General features: G+C 68.6%; 12 protein-coding genes and 1 pseudogene. 8 read left to right on the top strand and 5 right to left on the bottom strand.

Features of this window, described 5'->3' with window-relative positions; genetic code table 11:
• Positions 1 to 48 precede the first annotated feature (48 nt).
• Positions 49 to 549: a hypothetical protein gene (locus tag AB0G01_RS22810; RefSeq protein WP_360948617.1), complete on the bottom strand. Its 501-nt coding sequence runs from the start codon at positions 547 to 549 to the stop codon at positions 49 to 51.
• 49 nt (positions 550 to 598) lie between these two features.
• Between AB0G01_RS22810 and AB0G01_RS22805 the strand changes: the two genes are divergently transcribed.
• Both AB0G01_RS22805 and AB0G01_RS22800 read left to right on the top strand, forming a co-directional pair.
• Complete coding sequence (locus AB0G01_RS22805; RefSeq protein WP_360948615.1) at positions 599 to 1,024, top strand: hypothetical protein; 426 nt, start codon at positions 599 to 601, stop codon at positions 1,022 to 1,024.
• 327 nt (positions 1,025 to 1,351) lie between these two features.
• Positions 1,352 to 1,543 (top strand): hypothetical protein, encoded by a 192-nt coding sequence (locus tag AB0G01_RS22800; protein WP_360948613.1) that lies wholly within the window; start codon positions 1,352 to 1,354, stop codon positions 1,541 to 1,543.
• Between the two features lie 219 nt (positions 1,544 to 1,762).
• Here the strand turns inward: AB0G01_RS22800 and AB0G01_RS22795 are convergent, their stop codons facing one another.
• The gene (locus tag AB0G01_RS22795; protein ID WP_360948611.1) at positions 1,763 to 2,545 is read right to left on the bottom strand and encodes an SDR family oxidoreductase; all 783 of its coding nucleotides are present in this window, start codon (positions 2,543 to 2,545) and stop codon (positions 1,763 to 1,765) included.
• Between the two features lie 111 nt (positions 2,546 to 2,656).
• On the opposite strand from AB0G01_RS22795, the gene AB0G01_RS22790 reads away from it, so the two are divergent.
• The 3 genes and pseudogenes from AB0G01_RS22790 (at position 2,657) to AB0G01_RS22780 (ending at position 4,619) form a co-directional block, all read left to right on the top strand.
• Entirely contained in the window at positions 2,657 to 3,292 is a 636-nt protein-coding gene (locus AB0G01_RS22790) for a TetR/AcrR family transcriptional regulator (protein ID WP_360948609.1), read from the top strand.
• Between the two features lie 158 nt (positions 3,293 to 3,450).
• Positions 3,451 to 3,949, top strand: a pseudogene (locus AB0G01_RS22785) (transposase); the annotation flags it as partial.
• A gap of 43 nt (positions 3,950 to 3,992) precedes the next feature.
• A complete protein-coding gene (locus AB0G01_RS22780) occupies positions 3,993 to 4,619 on the top strand; it encodes a hypothetical protein (protein ID WP_360948607.1) in 627 nt (208 codons plus the stop codon).
• Here AB0G01_RS22780 and AB0G01_RS22775 read toward each other — a convergent pair.
• From AB0G01_RS22775 to AB0G01_RS22765, 3 genes are all read right to left on the bottom strand, one after another.
• The gene (locus tag AB0G01_RS22775) at positions 4,614 to 5,795 is read right to left on the bottom strand and encodes a condensation protein (RefSeq protein WP_360948605.1); all 1,182 of its coding nucleotides are present in this window, start codon (positions 5,793 to 5,795) and stop codon (positions 4,614 to 4,616) included. The two genes, AB0G01_RS22780 and AB0G01_RS22775, sit on opposite strands and share 6 nt — an antisense overlap.
• 281 nt (positions 5,796 to 6,076) lie before the next feature.
• Positions 6,077 to 6,895, bottom strand: a complete 819-nt coding sequence (locus tag AB0G01_RS22770) for a hypothetical protein (RefSeq protein ID WP_360948603.1) — start codon at positions 6,893 to 6,895, stop codon at positions 6,077 to 6,079.
• A gap of 246 nt (positions 6,896 to 7,141) precedes the next feature.
• A complete protein-coding gene (locus AB0G01_RS22765; protein WP_360948601.1) occupies positions 7,142 to 7,660 on the bottom strand; it encodes a GNAT family N-acetyltransferase in 519 nt (172 codons plus the stop codon).
• Positions 7,661 to 8,146: 486 nt separating this feature from the next.
• On the opposite strand from AB0G01_RS22765, the gene AB0G01_RS22760 reads away from it, so the two are divergent.
• The 3 genes from AB0G01_RS22760 (at position 8,147) to AB0G01_RS22750 (ending at position 11,053) form a co-directional block, all read left to right on the top strand.
• The gene (locus AB0G01_RS22760) at positions 8,147 to 9,061 is read left to right on the top strand and encodes a zeta toxin family protein (RefSeq protein ID WP_360948599.1); all 915 of its coding nucleotides are present in this window, start codon (positions 8,147 to 8,149) and stop codon (positions 9,059 to 9,061) included.
• A 369-nt stretch (positions 9,062 to 9,430) separates the two neighbouring features.
• Complete coding sequence (locus tag AB0G01_RS22755) at positions 9,431 to 9,784, top strand: ClpX C4-type zinc finger protein (RefSeq protein WP_360948597.1); 354 nt, start codon at positions 9,431 to 9,433, stop codon at positions 9,782 to 9,784.
• A gap of 21 nt (positions 9,785 to 9,805) precedes the next feature.
• The gene (locus AB0G01_RS22750) at positions 9,806 to 11,053 is read left to right on the top strand and encodes an MFS transporter (protein ID WP_360948595.1); all 1,248 of its coding nucleotides are present in this window, start codon (positions 9,806 to 9,808) and stop codon (positions 11,051 to 11,053) included.
• The last annotated feature ends 143 nt before the right edge of the window (positions 11,054 to 11,196 follow it).

Here is an 11,196-nt window from a genome sequence, read left to right as displayed (position 1 = left end):
CGCCCCGCTGCGCGGGGGAGAACCCGGACCTCGTCAATGGTCGTGTTGTCATGCTTCACTCCGGTGAGCACGGTCTTGGTGAGGTCTGCCCTGTCGAGATGCGCGTGGTTCAAGCTCGTGTCGACGTGCTGGAATTCCGGCTTGGCCGGGTGTGTGCATCGCGTCTGCCAAGGCGTCCAGGGCCAGGCTGGGCGGGGCGTGTCCGGCGGTGGATTCGGCGGCGACGACGGCGCGCAGCAGCATCGGAAACACGCCGACCTCGGCCTGGTCGGCAGGTTGGGTGGAGGACATCACCACCAGGCCGGCGGCGTCCTCGGCCGTCCAGTAGCGAGTGAGCGCGGCGGCGGTCAGTTCGTTGCCGCCGCAACCGGAGTAGCAGGTGTCCAACATGAGCAGCAGGTGTCGGATGTTGGTGCCCTTGAGGATCCTGCGTGCCAGTTTGGCGGTGGGCAGGGCGTCGTCGGTGTCGCCGGTGTCGGCGGTGATCAGCACGCGCTCGCCGGTGCCGTCGTCGAGGATTTCGCCGTGGCATCCCAGGTGCGCCGCCACCAGGTCCCAGGGGCCGACCGCGACCCGTGCCGGACCTGCCGCGACGCTGATGGCTGGTGTCGTGTTCGGGCTGGCGAGGACCCTGGGGCTGTTCGCCGCGGTGTCCACGCTCCCGCTCGCCGTCGTCTGTTCCTTCCTGTTGAGCCTCACCGCCGGCGCGCTGGTGACGTCCGGGTTCAACATGGCGTCGACGCTCGCGCCCGCCGAACGGCAGGGGGTGGTGTCCAGTCTGGTCATGGTGATGATCGCGATCGGTTCGGTGATCCTGAACTTCGTCGGCGCGGCCGTGCTCAGGTCCACCCGGGTGGACGTCGGCGGCGCGTCGGAGAACTCGGCGACGGGTGTGTTCGGCTACATCGGGATCGGCACCGGCGCATTCGTGGCCGCCGGGGTGCTGGCTGTGCTGCTCGTGCGCACACAACGCCGTGCATGGGTGGCATCCGCTTCGGTGCCCACCGTGGACGTGGCGTGCTAGACCTCGATCTGAGGGGCCGTACCGCGCTGGTCACCGGTTCGACATCCGGTCTGGGACTCGCGATCGCCCAGTCCTCGGCAGGGAGCACGCACAGGTCGTCCTGTGTGGACGGTGACCGGCCGAGTTGCCCGCCGCCATCGGTGTCGAGCTCGACCTGGTCAGGCCCGCCACCGTGGACGACGCGGTGGGGGCGGATTCTGGCGGTCGGCTCCAGTGGCGTCCAACAGTCCATCCTCTTCTCGTGCAGTCGAATGCGTCCAGGGCGGGGCTCGCCGCGTACCTGAAGACCCTCGCGGGAAGGTCGCCGGAGACGGGGTCACCGTCAACATGGTCCTGTCCGGCCGGATCGACACCGATGGCATCGCCGCGCTGGATGCCGACCAGGCCCAGTGGCGTGGCATCGGCGTCAAAACGGTGCGAAGGCAGTCGGAAGAGCGCATCCAGGCTGGCCGTTACGGCGGACCGGAGGAGTTCGCGAACCTGGGTTGGCGGCCAAAGAGCAGGAAAGCGCCGACCTAACGGCGTTTCGTACCCAAGCGCTCTCATGGCCGGCCGCACAGCACGAGGAAATCGCCCGGCTGCGCACCATCACCGCGAGCGCGAACAATGTCTATACCCTGTCATCCGCACGCCACCGAGGACCCGCAGAAACCTGACCGGACCTCGTCTACGCCCTGGGTGTGCCTCGCCGTGGCGTCGGTGAGGCGACGGGAACGTTCAGGGCGGCTGGCGATTCGGTCACGCCGCCGTCGCGTCGGGCTGAAGGGCGGGACCGAGCAGGAGCCCGCCGTCCGCGACGAACTCCGAGCCCGTGACGAACGAGGCGTCGGCCGAGGTGACGTAGAGGAGCAGAGCGGTGATGTCGGCCGGGGTGCCCAGCCGCGGGATGGCGTACGGCTCGGGCGAGAAGAAGTCCGCGATGGGCGGCCGGCCCGCGATCGGCTCGTTGATCAACGGGGTGGAGATGACGCCGGGGTGGATGGAGTTGACCCGGATGCCGTCTCGACCCAGCTCCAGCGCGGCGGTCCTGGTGAGCCCGCGCAGCGCCCATTTGCTGGCGGTGTAGGGCGCGTAGAGCGGGGTGCCGACGTGGGCCATCGTGGAGGCGATGTTGACGATCACTCCGCCGCCGTTGCGGCGCAGTGACGGGGTCACGGTCTTGATGCCGAGGAACGTGCCGGTGAGGTTGACGTCGAGGGTGCGGTCCCAGACCCGTCGTTCGATGGCCTCGATCGGCACCGCGGGGTTCTGGACGCCGGCGTTGTTGACCAAAACCGCGATCGGACCGAACCGGCGTTCGGTCTCGGTGACCGCCGCCGCCCAGGCGTCCTCGTCGGTGACGTCCAGGCGGACGAACAGTGCCCGCTCGCCGAGTTCAGCGGCGAGTTCCTTGCCCGGCCCTTCGGAAAGCGCGGCGATGACGACGTTCGCCCCCTCCTCGTGGTAGGCCCGGACATGGCTGGTGCCCTGCCCACCGGTGCCACCGGTGACAAGAACGGTCTGCTTGTCGAAGCGTCCCATGACGCGGTCCTTCCTGCGGAACGGTAGTGAGTCGAGTGACTCATCTCGCCATCAGGTTATGACCGCGACAGATGGTGAGTCAAGTGACTCGCCTCGCGTAGGATGGTGCCCATGACGACGGAGCCCTCGCCCTACCACCGGCGCGTCGCCGAGCAGAAGCGGGCGGCCATCATCGAGGCCGCCACCCGGCTGTTCCTCGACGCCGGGTACGCCGGCACGTCACTGGCCAAGGTCGCCGAGACGGCCGGGGTGTCGAAGGCGACTCTGTTCAAGCAGTTCCCGACCAAGGCGGCGCTGTTCGACGCGATCGTGACGGAGTCCTGGAAGGTCGAGGACGACGGCGACCTCCGCCTACCGACGGGCGATCTCCGGGCGGGCCTGACGGCGATCGGCCACCGGTACGTCGCCCTCCTCGCCTCGCCCGGCATGGCGGCCCTCTTCCGCATCGTCATCGCCGAACTGCCGCGCTTCCCCGAGTTGGGCGAGGCCCACTTCCAGCGAGGCAAGATGCCCTACTTCGACTCGGTGCGCCGCTATCTCGACACCGAGAACGCCCTGGGAACGGCCAAGCTCGACGACACGGAGCTGGCAGCGACCCAGTTCCTCGGGATGATCTCCAACTACGTCCTCTGGCCCCGGATGCTGCTCATGAACTGGTCTCCCGACGACGCATCGATGGCACACGTCGTGGACGAGGCCGTACTGATGATGGAGGCCAGATACGGCGCGGCGAACACCACCAACTGAATCAGCCGTGCGCAGCACGTGAAGGTTGATCGGCGGGCTGGCAACGTTGCTCCGACCGACCGACATCGCAACGAACGCTGTGAGCAAAGGGGCTGGTCGGGAGGGGGAGTGCGAGACCGACCGGCACAGCGCCATCTTCCACCTCGCACCCACCGAGGGTGGACTGGTGGCGGGCGATTCTGGACAGTGCGTCGGTCCGGGCGTAAAAAGGGGCTCCCCGACCAGTCCGGGTCCGGTCGACCGTGGCAAGCCCGACTCGGAGATCCACCTGGTGACCGATCGCGCCGGTCTGCCGCTCGCGATCGGGGTGTCGGCGGGCAACCTGCACGACAGCCAGGCGCTCAAGCCGATGCTCCGCGCCGTGCCACGCGTCCGGTCCCGGTGCGGACCGCGCCGGGACCGTCCCGCGAAGCTCCGTGCGGACAAGGTCTACGACATCGACCACCTCCGACGATGGTTATGGGAGCGGAGGCACGGTCCCGCGCATTGCCCGCAAGGGCGTCGACTCCTCAACGGCTCGGCCGGCATCGGCGGGTCATGGAACGCACCCTCGCCTGGCTGTTCGGCCACCTCCGCCTGGTCGTCCGCTACGAACGCCACGCCGACAACCACTGCGCCTTCGCCACCCTCGTCGCAACACTGATCTGCTGCAAATAGCTCGCCAAAACCGCTACGTGAGACCGGCTCTAAGGTGCAGTTCGTGAACGGCTTCGACTACGAGCGCTGGCTGGCGTCGATGGACGACCTGTCGGCCCGGTTCGTCTCCGGTTTCATCGAGAAGTTCGGGTACCCGTCGGGCGAGAACGGGGTCAGTCGCGCGGCAGGACCGCTGCCGGACGGGGTGGACGAGCTTCCCGCGCCGCTCGCCGAGTTCTACCGGAACGTGTCCGAGGTGTCGCTGCCGGACCTCCAGCACGGCTACTTCGTGTCGCCGGCCAGAGCGGTGGTGGACGGCAGGGACGGCAGGCTGCCCGTCCGGATCGAGGGACCGGACGGTACCGACGTGGTGAGCTTCGGGTCTGACGGCGGTGGCACGCATTTCGCGCTCGGTCTGCTCGCGGGCGTGCCCGTGTACGCGTTGCCGCCGAGTGCGGTCGACCGTCGCGGTGTGTACGACAACCACGATTCCCGGGCCCGCGTGGTCGCGGCGACGTTGCCGGAGTTTCTCACCAAACTGCACGACTTGCTGGCATCCGCAACTTCCCGGTACGACCCCGATGCCCGGCGTACACCCCGAAGGTGCGCATCGGATTGTCACGATCCCGTTCGGGTGGAGGCGGGAGAGGCGGTGCCGGGCATCCTTGAATGGGGATGGTGTGGGTCATGAGGTGAGGTGGGTGAGGGTTGTCGATACCCGCTCGGCGAGTTCGTGGATCTGGGTGTCGGTGTACCAGGCCCTGCTGTGGGTGAGGTCGACGTTGAGCCGGTGCCGGTAGCGGCTGACGACGGCGAACACCATGGGCAGGTGGCCCAGCGGCACCAGGCGCACGCTGTCGACGCGGAGTCCGTCGGGCAGCTCGGGCTCGGTGATGGTGCCGATGTTGGTGATGACCAGGCTGGGCGGATGCTGGTCGATCATGTGGGCGAACGCGGCCAGTTCCATCGCCGCGGCACCGCTGTCGATGTTGGCGCGCAGGTCGCGGTGGACTTGCCGGGCCACGTCGATCGGGTTCGCGGACGCGTCGATCCCCAGGCGCAGGGAGGTCGTGGTCGCCGCGGACTGGAGCGCCTCGTCGGGGATGGGCGGGTCCAGCCGGCGGCGGAGGTCGACCGCCGAGGTGCACAGCACCCGGACGGTGCCCTCCCGTGGCCGCAGGACATGGCGCAGACCGGTCAGCAGGACACCGGAGACCACGTCGTTCGTGGTGAGCGACATGTCGTGCGCCAGGCGGGTCAGCGCTGCACTGCGGTCGGGGTCGAGGTCGACCCGGGTGGTCCCGAACGACAGGTCGGTGCCGGGGCCGCCGTCCACCGAGGCCAGGGTGGGCAGGACCGCCACGGCGTCCTCGGCGTCCATCCGCGCGCGCTGGGCGACGAAATCGCCAAGCTGCCCGGCGGTGAACCGTGCACCCACCAGGTCGTCGACCGCCGGCCCCAGCACGGGCCGGACGACCTCGGCGGGCACCGGTCCTCCGGTGCGCACGGCGGTGTGGATCGCCCAGAACCGTCGGTGCACCGCGAGGTAGCTCATAGCGTCGACGAACGCCCGGGGCAGGGTCATCACCAGCCTGGTGCCGGCGGTGGGCTCACGCAGCAGGCTGATCCGCAGCAACGGTCCTCGTGTCCAGGTGTGCGGGGCGTTGATCTCCTCCGCCAGGCTCGTGCCGTGACCGAGCACCACGTTCCCAGGCCGGTCCTCGTCGATCCGGACCAGGGGTCGGCCGTCCCGCTCGGAGAATTTTCCCGCCAACAGCGGGTAGCAGCCCACCAGATGCTCAAGAGCGTCGACGAGCGCCTGTTCGTCGGGATCACCCTCAAGATCGCTGCACAGCACAACACGCACATCACCGGCCAATATGGCTGCTTCGTGTGGTGCGAGCAGTCGCTCCATCATGAACCCTTCCCGGCGGCTGTCCGTTTTCGATCACCTACGTAGGCGGTGTCATCGAAGCGCACCGTCGTGGAAGCCCGACGCGGTACCACCCGATCGAGTGATGACGGAGAGAACCAACCGCCTGGTGATCCGCCTTGGGCACACCCACCACCGAGGACGCGGTGGCGTGCGGGCGGGGACCAGCTCCCCGCGTAGCTCGATGCTTGTGGCTCGTTCTCGGCGATGCGGTCTCAGCCGCGTGGTGTGCAGGCCCGGCGCAGTATCCGTCCGACCAGTTCTTCGTAGCCGATGCCCACGGTCGCGGCCATCAGGGGGAGGGTGGCGGTGCGGCGCAGTGCCGGCAGGGTGTTGAGTTCGAGCCAGTGGAAGCGCCCGTCCGGTGCGATCACGAAGTCGCTTCGCGAGTGGGATGAGCAGCCAAGAGCGATGTGCGCTTTGTGGGCGGCTTCTCCGATACCGATCGCTGTCCCGTCCGGCAGGTCGGCGGGACACGTGAAGGAGTGCAGATCCGGGTGGTTCTTCGCCGTGTGGTCGTAGAACTCGCCGACGGCGAGGATCTCGGCGGCAGGAAGGGGTTCCGGTGTCCCGTTGCTCTCCAGAACACCGACCGTCACCGTCCTGCCCTCGACGAACGGTTCGACGAACAGGCTGTGGCCCGCAGCGCGAAGTCCCACCAGGGCACGCGCGAGCTCCACCCTGTCGCGGGCCACCGCCATGCCGATCGAGCTGCCCTCGTCACGCGCTTTGACGATGACCGGGGTGCCCAGCCGCGTGATGACGTCGTCGGCTGCCACGCCGCCGGGCACCGCGTCCGTCACGAGGACGTCGGCCAGGACGGGCACGCCCCCTGCGCGTGCCACCGTCTTGGCGGTCGGCTTGTGCATGGCGAGAGCGCTGGCCCGGACACCGGAGCCCGTGTAGGGGATGCCGCTGGTCTCCAGAAAGCCTTGCAGGCTGCCGTCCTCCGCGTGTCGACCCGCCAGCGCCAGGAAGGCCACGCCGACCGCACGCACCTCGTCCGGGAACCCGGGATCGGCGGTGTCGATCACGCGAACCCGGTGCCCGAGGGTGACCAGTGCCTCCGCGACGTCGACACCTGTCGCCAGGGAACGGTCGCGTTCACGGCTTGCTCCTCCAGTGAGGACGCCGACGACGGTGCCGGCCGGTGGGACCGGGGCCGGGATGCTCGCGTTAGGGGGCATGATTTTCCTGGGTCAGTCGGCCCTGCCAGGCGGAGAGAGCGACGTCTGGTAACAGAGCTTTCGGCTCGATGAGCCGTGATCCTCGCGTCGCGCCTACGGCGAGGTCTTGGGTGAGATGGGGGTGTCGAGGATTCCGGTAGCGCCCGATCGCAACGTCATGTAGTTGTCGACAAGGTCGAACCCGAGGGAGCGGTAGAGCGGGGTGCCGGCCTTGGTGGCGCGCAGTTCGATCGGGTCGCAGCCGCGTTGCCGGAGTGTGTGCACCAAGGTCGTGGTGACGGCGCGGGCGTGACCGTGCCGCCGATGGGCTGGGTGGGTGGCCACGGTGTGGATGCGCGCCCACTGGCCGGCGGGGTGGGTGGGGCCTCGGTAGCAGCGGTAGACGATGCCGATGGCACACGACGCCAGCGTGCCGTCGGGGGCGGGAACGACAAAGGCGAGCAGGTCCGGGTCGGTGCCGAGCCGGTCGCGCATGTCATTGCGGAAGGTTTCCCACCAGTCGTCGGTGAGTTGGGTGCCGTCGAACGCCGCGACGCGCAGGCGAAGTAGTTTGTCGGCGTCCTCGGGGTTTGCGGGGCGTACGGGGGATCCGGTCATGCGGGCCGCCTCCATGGTCCGGGAGGATCACTCGGGTGGTTGTCGGGGAAGTCGAGAGGCGTACTGAGCGAGGGTCGCTGCCGATCTCGCTTTCGGGTCTCCGGCTCGCTCCACACAGTAGTTCTCCTGGCACGGGGCGTCCTGACGATCGTCCGAAAGCGGTACGAGCAGTGGCGGGAGGTTCGCTACACCAGAGTGCGGGCGAGTACCCCTGTCTGCGCGGTGCCCTCGGTGCACAGCAGCCGATGCGGTAAGCCGGAGCGTCTCGTGAATGACGTGGAAAGGACACGCGCCGGTCCTGTAGATCGATCGGCAGGTCGGCGGGCGGCTGATGACCGTGCGTGGCGGCGTTCACCCGGTACCCCGGCGGGGCACCACCTGCCCGGGTGACGCGGGGCCTGCCGACTGGCCGGATTCCCGTCATGCACCGATCATGCGTCCCACAGGGTGCCGGCGGTGGTGTCCGGTGACGTCCGGAGGGGACAGATGCGTCGAGCGGAAATGGCTGCCACGTCGGAGAAGGCCGCGCGCGTGCGGTGGTCGCGGCTCGCGCTCGCGGTGCTGGCGACGCTCTCGCTGGCCACCGGTCCGGCCACCGCCTCGGCCGGCGCGCCCGCCAGCCCGGCTCCGTTGACCGACGAGCAGTGGACCGCCCACGTCCAAGAGGTCGACGCCAAGGTCGCCGACGCGCTCGCGCAGGGCAGGGCCACCTCCGTCACCCACACCGTCGACGGCGACGGCGTCCGCTGGCTCCCCGAACGTGCGGCGTGGCAGCGCCAGATCGCCGCCGAGCTGTACGCGCGGGGCGCGTGGGCTCCCGACGAGGGCGAGGTGCTGTTCACCGGTGGCCTGCCCGGCGCGGGCAAGACCACAGCGCTGCATCAGAACCCCGACGTGGACCCCTCCCGCTACCTGGTGCTCAACGCCGACGACGCCAAGGAAAAGCTCTGCGAGCACGGCCTGGTCCCGGAGGTCGACGGGATCGCGCCCCTCGAAGGCTCCGAACTGGTCCAGAAGGAAGCCTCGGTGATCGCCGATCTGGTCACCGGGATGGCCGCGAAGGACCACAAGAACGTCATCTGGGACACCACCATGAGTTCCCACGACGGGGTGGACCGGCGGGTCGACCGGCTGCGCGACGAAGGCTACGACCGGTTCACCGCACTGTTCCTCGACGTGCCGATCGAGGTCAGCCTCCGGCGCGTCGACCAACGCCACCGCGAAGGCTACGAGAAGTACCGCGACGGTGACCGGTGCGAAGGCCGCCACGTACTCGCCTCCTACATCCAGAGCGCAGCCGACCCGGACTACACCAGCGTCAACCGCCGCGTCTTCGAAGACCGCAAAACGAGCTTCGACCGCTGGTACCTCTACGACGCCACCGACATCCCCGCCACCCTCGTCGACCAAGGCTGACCCTGTTTCGGCGATCGCTTTGGTGGCAATCCTCGTTGATTTACCGCCAGCAGCGATTGCACTGCTGATCTCCGCTACGTCCGCACTCCGGTCACACAACGACGGGGGTTGAGTTGCACATGTCGCATCGATCACCGACGAGGAGCACCTGTTTGCCAGCGCTTGCGTGACGAGCGCGTTCTCCTGGTGCTCCGTACCCGCATCCTCGGCGGACTCGTCAACGAGTACAGACATGCCGTTTGACCAGCATCGATGACTTTTCGAGCGGCACAGGACCATCCTGGCCGATGCCAGGTTGTCCCGGTCCGATCGCCGCGCTATTGTCGACCTTGTCAGGCACTGGCTGACAAGGTTGAGGAGTGGTCCGAGTTGGCAGGAAGGGCTTTTTCACCACGTTGTTCGTTCTGCGGCAAGGCCGCCGCCGAGGTGCGCAAGATCATCTCCGGTCCCGGTGTCTACATCTGCGACGGGTGCGTGGGCACGTGTGGCGAGATCCTCGCCGCAGACCGGGGCGGAGGTGAAGCGACCGTGCCCGAGTGGTCAGCCATGACCGACGACGAACTGCTGGCCCACCTGCCGCGCATCGCCGCGACGGCCGGCCAGGTGGAGGCCGGGCTGAGGGAGCGCGTGCTCGAACTGCGTGCCCGCGGGGTCACGTGGGCACGAGTCGGTGAGGCGCTGGGCATGACCCGCCAGTCGGCGTGGGAGCGCTTCAAGCGATGACGTTCCCGGGGAGGTGATCGCGTGACGACTGCCGAGGCGACCTCGGTCTGGCGCACCAGGGATTTCCGGCTGGTCTGGACGGGTCAGACGTTGTCCGAGTTCGGCAACGGTGTGTCCCAGCTCGCGTATCCCCTGCTGATGCTGGCCATCACGGGATCGCCGGCGGCGGCGGGTGCCCTCGCTGCTGTACGCGCGCTGCCGTACCTGCTCCTCGGGCTGATCGCCGGCGCGCTGGTGGACCGGTGGGACCGCAAGCGCACGATGATCACCTGCGACCTGCTCAGGGCGCTGAACATGGTGACCATCCCGATCGCGCTGCTGGTCGGCGCGCTCACTCCCGGGCACGTGTTCGTGGCCGGGTTCCTCGGCGGCGTCCTCTACGTGTTCTTCAGCGCAGCCGAGGGTGCCGTCCTGCCCAACGTGGTGCGCAAGGAGCAGTTGACCTCGGCGGTGTCGGCGCAGGAGACGGCGCAGTCGGCGTGCGGCGTCATCGCCGGTCCGATCGGCGGCGCGCTGCTCCACTTCTCGCGCGGGCTGCCGTTCCTGGTGGACGCGCTGTCCTTCCTCGCCTCGGCGTTGTGCCTGTCCTTTGTGAAGGGGCGGTTCCGCGACGAGGCTGCGGATGAGCCGAAACCACAGGGCTCGCTGCGCGCGGACGTCGTCGAGGGGGTCCGGTGGCTGTGGGAGCACTCGGCGCTCCGGCTGATCGCGATCACCGCCGCCGGCCTCCAGATCGCCATCTCCGGCGTCGCGCTGGTCGCGATCGTCGTGGCGCGGGACTCGGGCGCGTCGTCGGCGGTGATCGGTGTGCTGTTCTCCGCGCTCGGTGTGGGCGGTGTCGTCGGTGCCCTGCTGGCACCGAGGCTCAAGCGAGTGCTCGGGCTGGGCGGGTTGCTGCTGTCGGTGCTGTGGTTGCAGGGCGCGCTGTGGGTGCTCATGGCGTTCTCCACCTCGCTGGTCATGATCGGTGTCGTGCTGGCGTTGTTCACGATTTCCATGCCGTGCTTCGGCATCGCCGCCCTGACCTTCCAGATGGAGGTAACGCCGGACGCGTTGCGCGGTCGGGTCGGCACCGCGTTCAGCCTGCTGATCTGGACCGCCACCCCGGTCGGCGGCGCGGCGGTGGGCCTGCTGCTGGATGCGGTGTCGCCGCGCACCACGTCGCTGGTGTTCGCCACGTGGGTGCTGTTGCTGTCCGTGGCGGCGACCTGGAGCGGTGCGCTGCGTGGCCTCGACAAGTCCTCAAAGGACGGCGAGCGGTCCGCGTGACCGCACTCTGAACACTGTCTGTTGCGCATCGCGGCCTCCGTCTTTACACCTGTAGCGGAGGTGGCCTATGACAAGCTTGAAGTGATCTGTCAGGGCACCATCGACGTGGCGTCGATCAGGATTTGGCTCCGTGACCCGGTCCA

The sequence above is a fragment of the Actinosynnema sp. NPDC023587 genome, assembly GCF_040640215.1.
In the GTDB taxonomy this organism is placed as follows: domain Bacteria; phylum Actinomycetota; class Actinomycetes; order Mycobacteriales; family Pseudonocardiaceae; genus Actinosynnema.
The sequence above is the reverse complement of the archived record's forward strand: the minus strand, read 5'-3'. Positions and strand labels throughout refer to the sequence as shown.